This is a genomic window from Streptomyces sp. NBC_00207 (assembly GCF_045160965.1).
Lineage (GTDB): Bacteria > Actinomycetota > Actinomycetes > Streptomycetales > Streptomycetaceae > Streptomyces.
Genome location: NZ_CP130715.1, coordinates 4,472,258 through 4,487,558 on the forward strand (window position 1 = coordinate 4,472,258; position 15,301 = coordinate 4,487,558).

Annotated in this window: 17 protein-coding genes; 6 read left to right on the forward strand and 11 right to left on the reverse strand. The window is 70.1% G+C overall.

All coding sequences use genetic code 11. The annotated features are described in order from the left end of the window. Positions 1–62: 62 nt before the first annotated feature. Entirely contained in the window at positions 63–647 is a 585-nt protein-coding gene (locus OG472_RS21070) for a GNAT family N-acetyltransferase (RefSeq protein WP_405941895.1), read from the forward strand. Between the two features lie 5 nt (positions 648–652). Here OG472_RS21070 and OG472_RS21075 read toward each other — a convergent pair whose 3' ends face one another. Beyond that, on the reverse strand, positions 653–2,062 hold the full coding sequence (locus tag OG472_RS21075; RefSeq protein ID WP_401608128.1) for a hypothetical protein: 1,410 nt from the start codon (positions 2,060–2,062) through the stop codon (positions 653–655). Positions 2,063–2,205: 143 nt separating this feature from the next. Here OG472_RS21075 and OG472_RS21080 point away from each other — a divergent pair, with 143 nt between their 5' ends. After that, positions 2,206–2,409 (forward strand): hypothetical protein, encoded by a 204-nt coding sequence (locus OG472_RS21080; protein ID WP_401608125.1) that lies wholly within the window; start codon positions 2,206–2,208, stop codon positions 2,407–2,409. A gap of 31 nt (positions 2,410–2,440) precedes the next feature. Here OG472_RS21080 and OG472_RS21085 read toward each other — a convergent pair whose 3' ends face one another. Together OG472_RS21085 and OG472_RS21090 are read right to left on the reverse strand one after the other, a co-directional pair. Continuing rightward, positions 2,441–3,100 carry a hypothetical protein gene (locus OG472_RS21085; RefSeq protein ID WP_405941896.1) on the reverse strand — a complete coding sequence of 220 codons (660 nt, stop codon included), beginning with the start codon at positions 3,098–3,100 and terminating at the stop codon, positions 2,441–2,443. Continuing rightward, the gene (locus OG472_RS21090; protein WP_383569812.1) at positions 3,097–3,318 is read right to left on the reverse strand and encodes a hypothetical protein; all 222 of its coding nucleotides are present in this window, start codon (positions 3,316–3,318) and stop codon (positions 3,097–3,099) included. Before OG472_RS21090 ends, OG472_RS21085 begins: the two co-directional genes overlap by 4 nt. Before the next feature lie 115 nt (positions 3,319–3,433). Here OG472_RS21090 and OG472_RS21095 point away from each other — a divergent pair, with 115 nt between their 5' ends. Next, entirely contained in the window at positions 3,434–4,270 is an 837-nt protein-coding gene (locus OG472_RS21095) for a Scr1 family TA system antitoxin-like transcriptional regulator (RefSeq protein WP_405941897.1), read from the forward strand. Then, entirely contained in the window at positions 4,254–4,508 is a 255-nt protein-coding gene (locus tag OG472_RS21100; RefSeq protein ID WP_405941898.1) for a DUF397 domain-containing protein, read from the forward strand. The genes OG472_RS21095 and OG472_RS21100 overlap by 17 nt, the downstream gene beginning before the upstream one ends. On the opposite strand, the gene OG472_RS21105 is transcribed toward OG472_RS21100, so the two are convergent. Beyond that, positions 4,495–5,898, reverse strand: coding sequence for a PQQ-binding-like beta-propeller repeat protein (locus OG472_RS21105; RefSeq protein ID WP_405941899.1), 1,404 nt, complete (start codon positions 5,896–5,898; stop codon positions 4,495–4,497). The two genes, OG472_RS21100 and OG472_RS21105, sit on opposite strands and share 14 nt — an antisense overlap. 62 nt (positions 5,899–5,960) lie before the next feature. Next, positions 5,961–7,154, reverse strand: coding sequence for a S8 family serine peptidase (locus OG472_RS21110; protein ID WP_405941900.1), 1,194 nt, complete (start codon positions 7,152–7,154; stop codon positions 5,961–5,963). 362 nt (positions 7,155–7,516) lie between these two features. Here OG472_RS21110 and OG472_RS21115 point away from each other — a divergent pair, with 362 nt between their 5' ends. Next, on the forward strand, positions 7,517–7,858 hold the full coding sequence (locus OG472_RS21115) for a protease inhibitor I9 family protein (protein WP_401608112.1): 342 nt from the start codon (positions 7,517–7,519) through the stop codon (positions 7,856–7,858). A 103-nt stretch (positions 7,859–7,961) separates the two neighbouring features. Then, positions 7,962–9,545 (forward strand): serine/threonine-protein kinase, encoded by a 1,584-nt coding sequence (locus tag OG472_RS21120; RefSeq protein ID WP_405941901.1) that lies wholly within the window; start codon positions 7,962–7,964, stop codon positions 9,543–9,545. A gap of 37 nt (positions 9,546–9,582) precedes the next feature. Here the strand turns inward: OG472_RS21120 and OG472_RS21125 are convergent, their stop codons facing one another. The 6 genes from OG472_RS21125 to thrC form a co-directional block, all read right to left on the reverse strand. Next, on the reverse strand, positions 9,583–10,326 hold the full coding sequence (locus tag OG472_RS21125; protein ID WP_405941902.1) for an SDR family oxidoreductase: 744 nt from the start codon (positions 10,324–10,326) through the stop codon (positions 9,583–9,585). An 85-nt stretch (positions 10,327–10,411) separates the two neighbouring features. After that, complete coding sequence (locus OG472_RS21130) at positions 10,412–11,011, reverse strand: phosphoribosylanthranilate isomerase (RefSeq protein ID WP_401608105.1); 600 nt, start codon at positions 11,009–11,011, stop codon at positions 10,412–10,414. A gap of 115 nt (positions 11,012–11,126) precedes the next feature. Continuing rightward, entirely contained in the window at positions 11,127–12,749 is a 1,623-nt protein-coding gene (gene groL, locus OG472_RS21135) for a chaperonin GroEL (RefSeq protein ID WP_361759067.1), read from the reverse strand. Positions 12,750–13,079: 330 nt separating this feature from the next. Further along, complete coding sequence (locus OG472_RS21140) at positions 13,080–13,286, reverse strand: cold-shock protein (protein WP_030009783.1); 207 nt, start codon at positions 13,284–13,286, stop codon at positions 13,080–13,082. A gap of 414 nt (positions 13,287–13,700) precedes the next feature. Beyond that, positions 13,701–13,979, reverse strand: coding sequence for a MoaD/ThiS family protein (locus tag OG472_RS21145; RefSeq protein ID WP_030718872.1), 279 nt, complete (start codon positions 13,977–13,979; stop codon positions 13,701–13,703). Positions 13,980–14,016: 37 nt separating this feature from the next. Further along, complete coding sequence (gene thrC, locus OG472_RS21150; RefSeq protein WP_405941903.1) at positions 14,017–15,291, reverse strand: threonine synthase; 1,275 nt, start codon at positions 15,289–15,291, stop codon at positions 14,017–14,019. Positions 15,292–15,301 lie beyond the last annotated feature (10 nt).

A 15,301-nucleotide genomic window follows, 5' to 3' on the forward strand; every position in this document is an offset into this window, starting at 1 on the left:
GCCGGAGCGCGGAGCCACGGGGTCCGACGCATGTGCGACGCCCCTTCGCCATACTCTCCGGTATGAAGATCACCCCCGTCGTCCCGGCCGGACGGATGCGTTCGCTGCCGCAGCCCGTGCTCGACCTGCCCGGCGGGTGGCTGCTGCGGCCGTGGGAGGCGGGTGACGTTCCGACGCTCGTCGCCTCCGGCGCCGACCCGGACATCCAGCACTGGAACCGCACCGGCCACTTCACCGAGGCCGGCGCCGCGGAGCGGATCGCGCGCTACCGCGACAACTGGGACACCGAGAGGGCCGCGATCTGGGCCTTCGCCCCCGCCGCCGACGGCCCGGCCGCCGGCCTGATCGGGCTGGCCGACCTCGACCTCACCGGAGGCAGCGGCGAGATCCTGTACTGGCTGCTGCCCGCCGGCCGCGGCAGCGGCCTCATGGTGCCGGCCACGGAGGCCGTCACCCGCTGGGCCTTCGACGACCTCGGCCTGCACCGCGTCCGCATCACCCACTCCGTGGCCAACCCGGCTTCCTGCGCCGTCGCGACGAAGGCCGGGTTCCCGCTGGAGGGCACCATGCGCGGCGCACTCCTGCACACGGACGGCTGGCACGACGAGCACCTTCACGCCCGCCTGCGCACCGACTCCCCGGTGTAGCGGGGTCACTTGGGCGGGCTCGGACTCGCCGCCTTCTCGCCGGAACGTGCCTTCTCCAGGAGCTCCCGGTACGGCGTCTGCGCCGTGGCGCCGCGCACCTGCGAGAGGCCGTACCGCTCCGTGGCCTCTCGGTTCTGCAAGGGCAGGTTGGGAACGAAGGAGATCCGTTGACCCGGGGGTGACACATGCACATCGACACGCGGCCAGTTGCCCATGTCGACCCTCCACACGGTGATGCGCTGCCGACCTCGGGTCACGTTCAACATTTCGCTGCTGTTCGAAATGTTGGTCCAATAACGCGACTTCGCACCGGGCGGATCCCCCTGCTCGCACCTCACTCCGAAACTCGGCTTCTCCAGGTTGGCGCGCTTGAAGTCCGTGGCCAGTGTCATTCTGTCTTTCCTGATCACGTACACCTCGGTCTGGGCCCTGATCGCCTCATAGCCGCGCTTCTCAGGATCCTTGATCTCCACGACCACGTCCTGCGCGACTTCTTCCCCCGGATTCAACACCTGGCCCACCGGAGTCACGAACTCGCCATCGTAGATCAATTTGTAGTCGGTGGCCTTCACCTCGGGCGGACCGCTCGCAGGTCCGCCATGGATCCAGTAGATGCTGCCGAGGACGTAGACGGGAACCTGTCCGGCGTTCTTCACGTACAGATGGGCCGTCACATACAACGACGCCCCGGCCTTTTCCTGGTTCGACTCCTTGAACTCGGCCCCACTCAGTATCAGCGGGGTCGTCACATAGGGAACGTAGATCTGCGCATACGCCAGGTTGGCGATGGCGACAAGGGCGGAACCGATCACCCCGATCGTAATTTTTTTGGGAATGCTGAGACCCTTCCACGCCCGACATTTGGCCAGTTCGACCAGGACCGCCGAAGACCAGACGAGGAGGCCTATCGCGATCAGGGTGTAGCCGGTGAAACGCTCGCCTATCTGCAGCAGAACGACGGAAGTGCTGCAGAGGAGGGTGATGACGACTCCGATCAGAACGACCACCCCCGAATAGCGCCACAGCCGCATTTCCCAGAAGTCGACAGCGGCCACGGCGGCGATCACCTCCACACCGGCCACGACAAGAATGGTGAATCCCGCGATGCGTCCGCCGTAGGTCAGGGCATCACCACTGTCTGCTATTCCGATCCGGAACAGCAGACATGCGGTCACGAGGAGGCCGAAAACCACGATGCCGCCGATGGCTCGTCGGCTCCGCGCATGGTCCGGCCAGTAACTGCCGTCCTCGCCGAGAAAACGGATGGGGTGTCCGTCCTCCACACCTTCACGCGTGAGGAGTTTCTTGAGTTCCTCCTCGGACCAGACCCTGCCCACCGACCTGCCGTCGATCAGAACCTTCCGCAGACCAAGGTCATCCGGCGCTCCCACGGTCACGATGCGCGTGTTCGCCATGACTCCAGCCTGACGCTTGTCCGCGGGACGCGCTTCCGGAGCGCGCACTGCCCGTGTGCCCGCACGTCAGGGTGCGCCCGGCGCGGCGCAGGGGGACGCTGGTGTGGAGGTGTTGGCGTCCCTCGTCCCCCACGGGAGTTCTCATGCGAACACGACTTCTCGGCTTCACCGCTGCCCTCGTACTGGCCGCGCTCGGTGCCACGGTCCCCGTTGCGCAGGCCGCCGTACCGGCTGTCACCGGACCGGCGTGCGCGGACGGAAGCGGAGCGGTGCAGTACGACTCCACGTCCGGCCAGTGGATCTGCATAGGCGGCGCGTACGACGGCGAGCTCATCACCAAGACCTGAGCGCCGGCCGCACGCGCTTCCCGCAAACGACTCAGCCAGCGGCGGTACGCAGGAACCGCGCCAGGTCATCGGTGGTGTAGCCGAGCTTCGGGCCGCGTTCGGCGGCCATCAGCAGCAGCTGGCCCACGATCTCCGCGCCCCAGCCGTCCGCACCGTCCTGCGACCACTCCCACAGCTTCTCGATGCCGAGGTCGGACATGAGCAGCCCGTGCTCCGCCCGGATCCCCCGGCAGGTCTCGGCGACGGCATCCAGCAGCCGCGCGCCCGGCCGCTCGCAGCGGAGCCCGAAGTACCCGCCGACGTCCTCGACCACGCACCCCTCGGGCGGCCTCGCCTTGAGCCCCTCGTAGCGCGGATCGTCGAACCCCGGATGTTCCCCGAACGGGCAGTGGATCAGCGTGAACCGCTGCCGGCCCGGCGGCAGGGGCGGCAGCGGCCGCCGCGCCGTCAGTCCGAAGGCCTCGTGCACCAGCGCCCCGGCCTCGTCCGCCGTACCGGCCGACCGCCGCTCCCGCCGGTCCCCGTCATCGCCGACCGCGGTCCACTGCCCGCTGTCCTCGTCGTACTGCACGCGCACCGAAAGCCCCATGCCCCTGCGCTTCCACCCTCCACAACCGAGCGCGGCCTCCAAGCCGCGCAGCTTCCAGCCGAGTTCGAAGGCGAACTGGGCGGCGTCGACCGCCTCGCTCACGCGCCCGCCGCCCGCTCGTGCAGGACGGCGGCCAGCCGGAGGGCGGTGTCCAGGTTGCAGCGGCCCAGGTCGACCAGGGGCAGCCCGTAGCTGCCGGCGGCCGAGACCCGTTCCACGTCCAGGGAGGGGAAGACCACACCCACCCCGCCGAGGGCCTCCTTCAACTCCCGTACGGCCTCCTCGGCCGCCTGGACCCGTTCCGTGGGCGTGAGCACCATGACATGTCACCTTTCTACTCTGAGTGGTCGGGTTCTGCACACAGAGTGGCGACGCGCTGGCTAGCCTTTCAAGGAAGCACCGAGAACAACCCCACCTGTTGGCCCGGGAGTTGCCATGGCAGGTAAGAACCTCGACCCCTCCTCCTCACCCCGCGCCCTGCTCGGCGCCGAGCTGCGCGTGGCGCGCGAACGAGCCGGACTCAGCCAGGCCGAGTTGGGCGAACCGCTCTTCGTCAGCGGCTCGTTCATCGGCCAGCTCGAAGCCGGCACGCGCCGCATGCACATCGAGTTCGCGCGCCAGATAGACGACATCCTCGACACGAACGGCTTCTTCGTCCGCAACTGCGGGGCCTTGGCCAAGTCCAAGTACCCGAACCACTTCGCTGAGGCGGCTGAGGCAGAAGCCGAAGCGAAAACGATCCGCGAGTACGCGCCTCTGGCACTGCCCGGGATGCTCCAGACGGAGGCGTACGCACGGGAGGTCTTCATCGCCTACCAGCCGACGGCCACGGACGAAGTCATCGCCGAGCTGGTCGCGAACCGGCTCGACCGCGCCAAGCTGCTGGCAAATCCAACAACCCCACTGTTGTGGTGTGTGCTTGACGAGGCAGTCATCCGGAGGGTCGTCGGCACCAGGAAAGTGATGGCAGAGGCACTACGGCACATCGCGACCCTGATCCGTACGCGCCGGATCTTCGTGCAGGTACTGCCGTTCAGTGCAGGAGCACATTCGTCGATGGGAGGCACCCTGAAGCTGATGACCTTCGAGGACGCTCCTCCACTCGCCTACGTCCAAGGCAACGCGATAGGCGTACTGGTGGACGATCCGGCCACGGTTTCCCGTCACTCGCTGACCTACGATCTCCTCACGGCCAGCGCGCTGTCACCGACCGAATCGCTGGCCATGATCGAGTCCGCGGCGGAGGATTACGAGCATGACCAGCATGCGTGAGTACGACCTGTCGGCGGCCATCTGGCACAAGTCCAGCTACAGCGACGGAACCGGCGGCGACTGCCTGGAGATGGCCACCTGGCGGAAGTCCACCCACAGCGGCGGCGACGGCGGCAACTGCCTCGAAGTCGCCGACGGCCACCCCGGCATCGTCCCGGTTCGGGACTCCAAGGTCCCGGACGGACCCCACCTCACCTTCCGGGACACCGCCTGGACGGCGTTCGTCACCAGCCTCTGACCTTCGCCAGCACCACGTACGACGGCAGTTCACCGGCCGGGTCCAGGTTCACGAACGTGTAGCCCTCGGGGCCCTGCGGGTAGATCTCGAACCGTCTGCCCAGCGGGACCTCGCGGAGGATCGTGGGCTCGGCCTTCGCCCTGCCCGTGGTCCCGTCCAGGTGCCACAGGTGCGTCCGCGCGGCGGTCGACGTCACCACGTCGACCCCGCCCGGTCCGCGGCCCTGCACCAGCCCGAGGACCGTCGCACCGTCCAGCGCGGCGTGCCACACCCGCTTGCCGTCCAGCACCGAGTACGCGGAGACCCCCGGGACCTTGCCCTTCACCGGGGTGATCAGCAGGTCGCCGCTCACCACCGGTGCGGGCCCCTCGGTCAGGTCCTCCTTCGGGCCTGCCACCGGCACCGCGCCCCGCTCCCGCCCGGAGTCGTCGAAGAACCGCACCGAGCCCCCCGCACGCAGGACGATCGGCTGCGCCGACAGCATCCGTACCTCCGCCGACTGGCCTGCGGTGCGCAGCGGGCTCTGCCAGGCCTGGGTGCCGGTCCTGGCGTCCAGCGCGATCAGCCGTGCCGTGCCGCCGCCGGGGCAGTCCTCCACGTACAGCACGCGGTCGGCGGCCCCGTCGAGCGCGCGGACCCGGCAGCCGGCCGGTACCGGCGCCCGCCAGCGTTCGTCGCCCGTGCGCAGGTCCAGGCCGAGGAGGGCGCCCTCCGTCACGGCGACGGCCGTGTCGCCGACCGCGGCCACGGGCACCTCGTCCGCGTCCCGGCCCGGCGCCGCCGGGAGGTCCTTGGCCCACAGCTTCTCGCCGTCGTTCAGGTCCACGGCCAGCACCTTCGCGCCGCAGCCGTCCGGGGTGCGCGCGGCGGCGACCAGCCCGATGTCGTTCGGGATGGTCCGGCTCACGGCGCAGAAGGTGACGTCCCCGCCCGCGCCCAGTCCTCCGGCCGAGCGGCCCCCGCTGTTGTAGAGGTGGAGGCCGTCCGTGCGGACGCGTACGAGCCCCGCCGACGGGCGCAGCCAGGCGCCGACCGGCCGGGCCGACTCCGGCTTCTCCCGCTGCCACCAGGTCCACACGTACGCCTGCGGTCCGCGCATCCCCTCGTACGCCTGCCAGGCGGGCCACAGCGCGGCCAGCGCGACGGTCGCGGCGAGGCACCAGAGCAGCGCGCCCCTGGCGGCACCGCGGGCTCGGGCCAGCAGCACGTACGCGAGGAGCCCCAGGGCGGGGGTGAGCAGGAGCAGCCGGCCCCTGCCCCGGGTCCAGTCGACGAAGGCCATCCGGCCGAGCAGGACGAGGTACAGCACGGTCACGGTGGCGACCGCCGTGCCGGCAACGAACAGGGCGCGCGGCAGCCACCGCGCGCCCTGAGATGTGTGGTTGTCCATGATCCCCCCTGGACGCAGCCTAGTTGGCGTGCCCCTCGGGGGATCCGGTCACCCGGTCCGGGTCAGAGACCGGCGGTGAAGAGCAGCTTGTTCGGGCTGGCGGGGCTGAGCTTGCTCAGCACGTCCTTGGTGGTTTCCTGCTCGAGGAACTCGGCGATCTCTTCGGGCGCGGCGCTCGGGTGCGCCTGCTTGTAGAGGACGGCGACACCGGCGGCGTGCGGTGCGGCCATGGACGTGCCGTCCAGGGCCACGCTGCCACCGCCGAGCTTGGCGGAGACGATGGCCTGGCCAGGTGCGTACAGGGTGACGCACTGACCCCAGTTGGAGAAGTCGGTCTCCTCGTCCCACTGGTTGCTCGCCGCGACCGTGACCACCTTCCCGGCAGACGCCGGCGAGACCCCGCACGCGTCCTTCGCGGAGTTGCCGGCCGCGACGACCGGCAGCACACCCGCGTCGGTGACCGCGTCCGCGGCGTCGTTGACCGCGGCGGACTTGTCCCCGCCCAGGGAGGCGTTCAGCACCGCCGGCTGCTTGGCGTTCTTCGCGACCCAGTCCAGGCCCGCGATGATCCCCGACCAGGTGCCCTTGCCGTCGCAGCCGAGGACGCGAACGCTGACCAGGCTCGCCTTGCTCGCGATCCCGTACGTCTTTCCGGCGACCGTGCCGGCGACGTGCGTGCCGTGGCCCTGGCAGTCCTGCCCGTTGCGCCCGTCACCGATGGCGTCGAAGCCGAAGGTGGCACGGGTGGCGTCGGGCCCGCCGAATTCGGTGTGGTGGTAGTCGATACCGGTGTCGAGGATGTACGCGGTCACCCCGGCGCCGTTGCCCTCGGTGGTGAAGCTGCTGTCCAGCGGCAGGTTCTTCTGGTCGATGCGGTCCTGGCCCCACGAGTCCGACGGGGACCGCATCCCCTCCGCGGAAGCCGGCATCGGCACGGACTGGACCGAGGCGTCCTCCTCGACCGACTTCACCCCCAGGCTGTTGCGGACCAGCGTCAGCTCCAGCGAGTTCAGCGGCACCGCGAAACCGGTCATCGCAGACGTGTAGACGAACGACGGCTTCAGGCCCAGCTTCTTCGCGAGCTTCGCCGCGTCCTGCCCCTTCTCCAGGGTCACGATGTACTTGCCGGGCACCGGGTTGGCCGACTTGACCAGCGGGGCCGGGTCCGGCTCCGGGGCCGCGGCGGAGGCGGTACCGGCCGCTACCGGGGTGACGGCGAGGAGCGTGGCGGTGGCCAGGCGTGCGAGCAGGCGCATGGAAAGAACTCCCTGACGGGGTTGCAGATCGGCATGGGTGAGCCGCCCTCACGGCACCAGGTGCTCCTGCGGGGCGGCCCTCAGCTCCATCGGTGCCACCTCTCGGCGGCTTGAACCACCCGCTCACCTGGATGCCCCTCCGGCGCCCGCGCCGACGCGGGCGGTCGCACGCCGTGCAGAAAGGGTTGTCCCGCTGCGCCTCCACGTCCGCGCCCCGGACCGCGCACCCCACACCACCCCACCAAGATCACCCGTACGGCCCGCCCCCACACCAGGGAGCGCACGGCCAGTGCGCCGCCCGTGCCCCCGCCTCACCCCGGGACCTCGTTGACCTGCACCTCAGCGCGTGGTGCCCTCCCCCCATGCGCAACCGTCTGAGCCGAGCCCTGCCCGTGGCCGTCGCCGTCCTGGCTGCCGTCACCGTCGCCCTGCCCGTGTCCGCAGCCACCGCCGCCGAATCCGTACCCGTATCGCACACGGCTCCCGCCGACCACGCCACGTACATCGTCACCGTGCACCCCGGCCTCGACCCGGCCGCCGTCGCGGACGCGTACGGGATCACCCCGCTCCACGTCTACCGCGAGACGCTGAACGGCTTCGCCGCCCGCCTCTCCCCCGAGCAGGTCGAGGACCTGCGGGGGACCGCGGTCGTGGAGTCGGTCGAGAAGGACGGCAGCGCGTCCTCGTTCGGCCCCGGCGTCTGACTTCCGCGGGCTCCCCGACCACTCACCGCCCTGTCGCGTTGCTTAAAGTGATGCGGATCAACTCATCGGTTGATCGGGGCGGTCGGGGGGATCGGGGAGGCCGATGAACAGCGCGACCGAGGTGTTCGAGCCGCTGCACGCGGAGGATCCGCAGACCGTCGCCGGGTACCGCCTCGCGGCCCGGCTCGGCGCGGGCGGCATGGGCCGGGTCTACCTTTCGCACACCCCGGGCGGCCGCCCGGTGGCGATCAAGGTGGTCCGGCCGGAGCTGGCCGAAGACCCCGCGTTCCGGCGGCGGTTCCGCCGGGAGGTGGTGGCGGCCCGGCGGGTCCGGGGGGCCTACACCGCCGAGGTGATCGACGCCGACGCGGACGCGGTGCCGCCGTGGCTGGCCACCCTGTACGTACCCGGGCCCTCCCTGTCGGAGGCCGTCGCCAGGCGCGGACCGCTGCCGGTGCCCGCGCTCCTGTGGCTGGTGGCGGGCATCGCCGAGGCCCTGCAGGCCATCCATGCCGCGGGCGTCGTGCACCGTGACCTCAAGCCGTCGAACGTGCTGCTGGCCGCCGACGGGCCCCGGGTCATCGACTTCGGCATCTCGACGGCGTCCGACACCACCGCGCCCACGGCCACGGGCGGCACCATCGGCACGCCCCAGTACATGGCCCCCGAGCAGGCGCTGGCGGGCGAGACCACCCCCGCCACCGACGTCTTCGCGCTGGGTCAGACGGCGGCGTACGCGGCGCTCGGCGAGCCGCTGTACGGCACCGGTCCGTCCATGACCGTGCTGTACCGGATCGTGCACTCCGAGCCCGACCTGTCCCGGCTGCCGGAGCAACTGCAGCCGCTGCTCGCCCGGTGCCTGGCCTCCGATCCCGAGAAGCGGGCCACCCCGACGGAGATCGTGGAGTGGTGCCGACAGCAGCTGGGCGAGGACGCCGACGACACGAGCGGCGGCAGCCCGGCCGTCTGGCGGGAGATCCTGGGGCCTGAGGTGGAGGTCCCGGATCCGGCCCCGCAGCCCGCCACGGGGCCCGCGACGCCGATGGTCTGGGGGCCCACGCCGCAGACGCCGGAGGAACGGCGCAAGAGCCGGCGGCGTGCCGCGGTGGCCGTCACCGCGGCGATGACGGTGGGAACGCTGGTGCTGGGCGGCCTGGCCTGGACGGTCAAGGAATCCGCGAAGCGAATGCTCGACGGGGAGGCGTCCGCGGCCAGGTCCCCCGGCCCGGCCGTGTCCGCCTCGGGCCCGGCCGGCGCGGCCGCCACACCCGGCCCGAGCGCGTCCCAGCCGCCCAAGGCGAACCCGTACCCCGCTTTGCGCCTGGACGACGAGCAGAGCTCGATCACCCTGGGGGAGACGCTCGTGCGCCAGGACCGCAGCGGAGAGATACGCATGAGCTGCAAGAGGAGCATCTGCAGCCTGGAGAGCGACACCGCCACGATCATCATGCTGTACGGCCAGACGCAGGGATCCCTCGACTCGTGCCGGGCCACGCTGGAGCTCACGACCGACCGGAGCTGGACGCTGGCCGGGGCGGCGGGCGGCAGCCAGTTCTGCATCAGGAACAAGGCGGGGGACGTCGGGTTGTACGTGCTCCAGTTCAAGTCGACCGCAGACGTGGCGGGGATGCCCCAATGGATCTCCGGGGACATGACCGTCTGGCGGCAGGCGATGCCCGCGACCTGACGGTCCGTCCCCGCCGGGCCGCCGGCCCGGACGCGGCTCAGAGGCCCGCGCCGCCGGTCGCGTCGACCACCCGCCCCGTCACCCACCGCGCGTCGTCGGAAGCGAGGAAGCCGACGATGTCGGCGATGTCCTCGGGGCGGCCGACCCGGCCGAGCGCGGCGAGCGAGGCGGCGTGCGCCTCGGCCTCCGCGTTGCCGCGCAGCCAGTCGGCGTTGACGTCGGTGTCGACGATGCCGGGGGCCACCGAGTTCACGGTGATCCCGCGCGGGCCGAGGGCCTTCGCCAGGTTGAGCGTGAGGGTGTCGAGCGCACCCTTGGTCGCCCCGTAGGCGAGGATCTCGGGCATCGCGATCCGGGCGGCGCCGCTGGAGATGTTGATGACCCGGCCCCCGTCGCGCAGCCGCCCGAGGGCCTCCTGCACCACGAAGAACGGCGCCCGTACGTTGACGGCGAAGACCCGGTCGAAGTCCTCCTCGGCGACCTGGCCGAGCGGAACGGGCAGTCCTGTGCCGGCGTTGTTGACGATGATGTCGACCCCGTCGAGCCCCAGCGCGTCGTACGCCGCCCAGAGCGCGGCGGCGTCGCCGTGGTGCCCGAGCTGCGCGTGGAGCGCGTGGGCCCGGCCGCCGTCGCCGGTGATCCGCTCCACGGTCTCGCGGGCCGCCGCCTCGTCGTTCGCGTACGTCAGCACGACGGTGGCCCCGTCGGCGGCGAGCCGCTCGGCGATGGCCCGGCCGATGCCCCTGCTGCCGCCCGTGACCAGCGCGTTCTTGTTCTGCATGGGTCCCCCAAATTCCGTAATGATCACTACAGAAAGACCGTAACACGATTTCCGTAACGGTCACTACAAAAACTTGGAGCCCCGGCTAACCGCGCGCGGCCTCGACGAAGGCGCGGATCAACTCCGGCGACTTCACCCCGCGTTCGCGCTCCACCCCGCTGGACACGTCCACACCCCAGGCCCCGGTCACCTCGACCGCCTCCCGCACATTGCCCGGATTCAGCCCGCCGGCCAGCAGCCACCGCCCCTCGGGCGCGGTGAAGTCCGCCGAGCCCCAGTTCCACGGCTTGCCGGAGCCCGGGTCCGGGGCGTCGAGCAGGAGCAGGTCCTCGCCGTACTCGCCGCAGCGCTTCACGTGCTCGGCGGTGGCCCGCAGCAGCGTCCGGCCCCCGGCGCGCAGCGCCGCGAAGTCCTCGGGGCCCTCCTCGCCGTGCAGCTGCACCCCCCGTACGCCGCTCTCCTCGGCGAAGCGGCGCACCTCCTCGACCGCCTGCCCCCGGAACACCCCGACGGTGAGCACCGAGTCCGGCACCCGCGCGGCGAGCTCCCGTGCGGTGGCGGCATCGACCGTGCGCGGACTGCCGGGCGCGAACACGAAGCCCACGGCATCGGCCCCGGCCGCCACCGCGGCATCGACGTCCCGCGCGGTCTTGAGCCCGCAGATCTTGACGAAGAGATCAGCCATGCGCCCAGCCTATGCCGACCCGGCCGGGGGAACGCCCGAGGGCGGCACCCCCCGTGGGGGGTGCCGCCCTCGTTCGAGAACAGCCGATCAACCGGTGGCCGGAGCCAGGGGTCGATCAGAAGTCCATGTCGCCGCCCGGCATGCCGCCCGGGGCGCCGGCGCCGGCCTTCTCGGGCTTGTCGGCGATGACGGCCTCGGTGGTGAGGAACAGCGCGGCGATGGACGCGGCGTTCTGCAGGGCAGAGCGCGTGACCTTCGCCGGGTCGATGATGCCCTCGGCGATCATGTCGACGTACTCGCCGGTCGCGGCGTTCAGGCCGTGACCGATCGGAAGGTTGCGCACCTTCTCGACGACGACGCCACCCTCGAGACCACCGTTGACGGCGATCTGCTTCAGCGGGGCCTCCAGGGCGAGCTTCACGGCGTTGGCGCCGGTCGCCTCGTCACCCTCGAGCTCCAGCTTGTCGAAGACCGCGGAGGCCTGCAGCAGGGCCACGCCACCACCGGCGACGATGCCCTCCTCGACGGCCGCCTTCGCGTTGCGAACGGCGTCCTCGATGCGGTGCTTGCGCTCCTTGAGCTCGACCTCGGTCGCGGCGCCGGCCTTGATGACGGCCACGCCGCCGGCCAGCTTCGCGAGGCGCTCCTGGAGCTTCTCGCGGTCGTAGTCCGAGTCGGAGTTCTCGATCTCGGCGCGGATCTGGTTCACGCGACCGGCGACCTGGTCGCTGTCACCGGCACCGTCGACGATGGTGGTCTCGTCCTTGGTGATGACGACCTTGCGGGCGCGGCCGAGCAGGTCGAGACCGGCGTTCTCCAGCTTGAGGCCGACCTCCTCGGAGATGACCGTGCCGCCCGTGAGGATGGCGATGTCACCGAGCATGGCCTTGCGGCGGTCGCCGAAGCCCGGGGCCTTGACGGCGACGGACTTGAAGGTGCCGCGGATCTTGTTGACGACCAGGGTCGACAGGGCCTCGCCCTCGACGTCCTCGGCGATGATCAGCAGCGGCTTGCCGGACTGCATGACCTTCTCCAGGAGCGGCAGCAGGTCCTTGACCGAGCCGATCTTGGAGTTGACGATCAGGATGTACGGGTCGTCGAGGGACGACTCCATGCGCTCCATGTCGGTGGCGAAGTACGCCGAGATGTAGCCCTTGTCGAAGCGCATGCCCTCGGTGAGCTCGAGCTCCAGACCGAAGGTCTGCGACTCCTCGACGGTGATGACGCCTTCCTTGCCGACCTTGTCCATGGCCTCGGCGATGAGCTCGCCGATCTGGGTGTCGGCGGCAGAGATGGAGGCCGTGGAAGCGATCTGCTCCTTGGTCTCGACATCCTTGGCCTGGGCGAGCAGGGCGGCGGAGACGGCCTCGACGGCCTTCTCGATACCACGCTTGAGGGCCATCGGGTTGGCGCCGGCGGCTACGTTGCGCAGGCCCTCGCGGACGAGCGCCTGGGCGAGCACGGTGGCGGTGGTCGTACCGTCGCCCGCGACGTCGTCCGTCTTCTTGGCGACTTCCTTGACCAGCTCGGCGCCGATCTTCTCGTACGGGTCCTCGAGCTCGATCTCCTTGGCGATGGAGACACCATCGTTGGTGATCGTGGGGGCGCCCCACTTCTTCTCAAGGACGACGTTGCGACCCTTGGGGCCAAGGGTGACCTTGACGGCGTCGGCGAGCTGGTTCATCCCACGCTCGAGGCCGCGACGGGCCTCCTCGTCGAACGCAATGATCTTGGCCATCTGAAGTGGTCCTCCCGGACAGCGGTGGATTGCTCCCAGGACCGCGCCCGCGCCCGCGACGGACGGCCTGCGTGCCCGGCGGTTCCTTCCCACCGGACCCTGCGGGCCTCACCGACCCGGTCCTCGTTCAGTAGCACTCTCACCGGGAGAGTGCTAACGCCAATGATTAGCACTCGACCCCTCCGAGTGCAAGCGGCTCGGGTGAACGCCCCGCCACTACCGGGCACACAACGCGAGGGGCCCACATCCCGTGTCCAGGATGTGGGCCCCTCGTGGGTCTTCCGGGGGTCTTCCACGGAAGACCGAGCGTCGGTGGTCGATGCTCCAGGACTAGCCGAGCGCGAGCTTGACCATGTCCGCCTGCGGACCCTTCTGGCCCTGCGAGATCTCGAACTCGACCCGCTGACCCTCTTCAAGGGTGCGGTACCCGTCCATCTGGATGGCGCTGTAGTGGACGAACACATCCGCACCACCGTCGACCGCGATGAAGCCGTAGCCCTTCTCCGCGTTGAACCACTTGACGGTGCCCTGAGCCATGCCTAACTCCCCTATTACTGGCCCTTGCGCGGGAACGCACTTCGCGTTCCCGGGTCAGAACTTGCGTCGGAACGCGTCGACCGAGGCTGAATGTATCTGCGCGAGTGCTGTCTGCAACAGGTCAATCCGACGAGAATTCTGGACACGGGGAAACATTGAAATAGAGTGAAAATTTGCCATACGTCAGGGCAACTCGGGCCCCGCATATCTCGCCAAAGCCCCATACCGCACTTGCATGTTGACCCGATGTCGACCCTCACGCGACCCGCACATATGCGGCGGGCAAGTCCGGCGGAGGGGACTTCCCCAACTCTACCGCGCCCAATCAAGCAGAATTGCCCCCTCCGCTTTTAGCGGAGGGGGCAATTTCGGTTTGCGCGTGTCACCTATCAGGTGACAAAGGGACCGACGGGATCAGCAGCCGCCCGCGACGGCCGGGATGATCGAGACGCCGGCGCCGTCCGGCGTCTTCGCCTCCAGCCCGCCCTCGAAGCGCACGTCGTCGTCGTTGACGTAGACGTTCACGAAACGGCGCAGCTTGCCCTGGTCGTCCAGGACGCGCGCGGCGATGCCCGGGTGGCTCGCCTCCAGGGACTGGATGACCTCGGCGAGGGTCGCGCCCTCGGCGGGCACCTCGGCCTGACCGCCGGTGTAGGTGCGCAGGATGGTGGGGATGCGGACGTTGACGCTCATGGCGCTACTGCCTTTCCGGTAGAGCAGGGGGAGATGGTCAGGCCAGGCCGGCGGCGCGGAACGCGTCCAGGCTCGGGCGGATGGTGGCGGTCTGCCCGCTCTCCGCGGCCACCGCCTCCAGGGTCTTGAGGCCGTCGCCGGTGTTGAGGACGACGGTGGTCAGCGTCGGGTCGAGCTGCCCGTTCTCGATGAGCTTCTTCGTCACGCCGACGGTCACGCCGCCCGCGGTCTCGGCGAAGATGCCCTCGGTCTGCGCGAGGATCTTGATGGCCTCGACGACCTGCTCGTCGTTCACGTCCTCGACGAAGCCGCCGGTGCGGCGGGCGATGTCCAGGACGTACGGGCCGTCCGCCGGGTTGCCGATCGCGAGGGACTTGGCGATGGTGTTCGGCTTCTGCGGGCGGACCACGTCGTGACCGGCCTTGAAGGCGGTCGACACCGGGGAGCAGCCCTCGGCCTGCGCGCCGAAGATCTTGTACGGCTTGTCCTCGACGAGGCCGAGCTTGATCAGCTCCTGCAGACCCTTGTCGATCTTCGTCAGCTGCGAGCCGGACGCGATCGGGATCACGAGCTGGTCGGGGAGCTGCCAGCCGAGCTGCTCGCAGATCTCGTAGGCGAGGGTCTTGGAGCCCTCTCCGTAGTACGGGCGCAGGTTGACGTTGACGAAGCCCCAGCCCTCGCCCAGCGGGTCGCCGATGAGCTCGGAGCAGAAGCGGTTGACGTCGTCGTAGTTGCCCTCGATGCCGACCAGGTCGCCGCCGTACACACCGGCCATGACGACCTTGCCCTGCTCCAGGTCGTGCGGGATGAACACGCAGGAGCGGAAGCCGGCCCGGGCGGCCGCGGCGCCGACGGCGCCGGCCAGGTTGCCCGTGGAGGAGCAGGAGAGGGTGGTGAAGCCGAAGGCGCGGGCGGCCTCGACGGCGATGGCCACGACGCGGTCCTTGAAGGAGTGCGTCGGGTTGCCGGAGTCGTCCTTGACGTAGAGCTTGCCGGTGACGCCGAGCTCCTTGGCCAGGTTGGCGGCGTCCACGAGCTTGGTGAAGCCCGGGTTCAGGCTCGGCTTGGAGGCCACGTCCGCGGGGACGGGCAGCAGCGGCGCGTAACGCCAGATGTTGTTGGGGCCGGCCTCGATCGCGGCGCGCAGGGCCTTGGGGTCACCGGTCGGGAGGTCGTAGGCGACTTCCAGCGGTCCGAAGCACTCGGCGCACGCGAAGATGGGGCCGAGCTCGAAGCGGGTATCGCACTCGCGACAGGAAAGACCGTTGGCAGGTCCGAGATCGACAGAGGTGGCGACAGTCTGTGCAGCCATGATGGCGAGG

What these genes read in the sequence shown, in the direction of transcription:
- OG472_RS21070 (WP_405941895.1), top strand. Translation starts at nt 63, where the DNA reads ATGAAGATCACCCCCGTCGTCCCGGCCGGACGGATGCGTTCGCTGCCG.
- OG472_RS21075 (WP_401608128.1), bottom strand. Translation starts at nt 2,062, where the DNA reads ATGGCGAACACGCGCATCGTGACCGTGGGAGCGCCGGATGACCTTGGT.
- OG472_RS21080 (WP_401608125.1), top strand. Translation starts at nt 2,206, where the DNA reads ATGCGAACACGACTTCTCGGCTTCACCGCTGCCCTCGTACTGGCCGCG.
- OG472_RS21090 (WP_383569812.1), bottom strand. Translation starts at nt 3,318, where the DNA reads ATGGTGCTCACGCCCACGGAACGGGTCCAGGCGGCCGAGGAGGCCGTA.
- OG472_RS21095 (WP_405941897.1), top strand. Translation starts at nt 3,434, where the DNA reads ATGGCAGGTAAGAACCTCGACCCCTCCTCCTCACCCCGCGCCCTGCTC.
- OG472_RS21100 (WP_405941898.1), top strand. Translation starts at nt 4,254, where the DNA reads ATGACCAGCATGCGTGAGTACGACCTGTCGGCGGCCATCTGGCACAAG.
- OG472_RS21105 (WP_405941899.1), bottom strand. Translation starts at nt 5,898, where the DNA reads ATGGACAACCACACATCTCAGGGCGCGCGGTGGCTGCCGCGCGCCCTG.
- OG472_RS21110 (WP_405941900.1), bottom strand. Translation starts at nt 7,154, where the DNA reads ATGCGCCTGCTCGCACGCCTGGCCACCGCCACGCTCCTCGCCGTCACC.
- OG472_RS21115 (WP_401608112.1), top strand. Translation starts at nt 7,517, where the DNA reads ATGCGCAACCGTCTGAGCCGAGCCCTGCCCGTGGCCGTCGCCGTCCTG.
- OG472_RS21120 (WP_405941901.1), top strand. Translation starts at nt 7,962, where the DNA reads ATGAACAGCGCGACCGAGGTGTTCGAGCCGCTGCACGCGGAGGATCCG.
- OG472_RS21125 (WP_405941902.1), bottom strand. Translation starts at nt 10,326, where the DNA reads ATGCAGAACAAGAACGCGCTGGTCACGGGCGGCAGCAGGGGCATCGGC.
- OG472_RS21130 (WP_401608105.1), bottom strand. Translation starts at nt 11,011, where the DNA reads ATGGCTGATCTCTTCGTCAAGATCTGCGGGCTCAAGACCGCGCGGGAC.
- groL (WP_361759067.1), bottom strand. Translation starts at nt 12,749, where the DNA reads ATGGCCAAGATCATTGCGTTCGACGAGGAGGCCCGTCGCGGCCTCGAG.
- OG472_RS21140 (WP_030009783.1), bottom strand. Translation starts at nt 13,286, where the DNA reads ATGGCTCAGGGCACCGTCAAGTGGTTCAACGCGGAGAAGGGCTACGGC.
- OG472_RS21145 (WP_030718872.1), bottom strand. Translation starts at nt 13,979, where the DNA reads ATGAGCGTCAACGTCCGCATCCCCACCATCCTGCGCACCTACACCGGC.
- thrC (WP_405941903.1), bottom strand. Translation starts at nt 15,291, where the DNA reads ATGGCTGCACAGACTGTCGCCACCTCTGTCGATCTCGGACCTGCCAAC.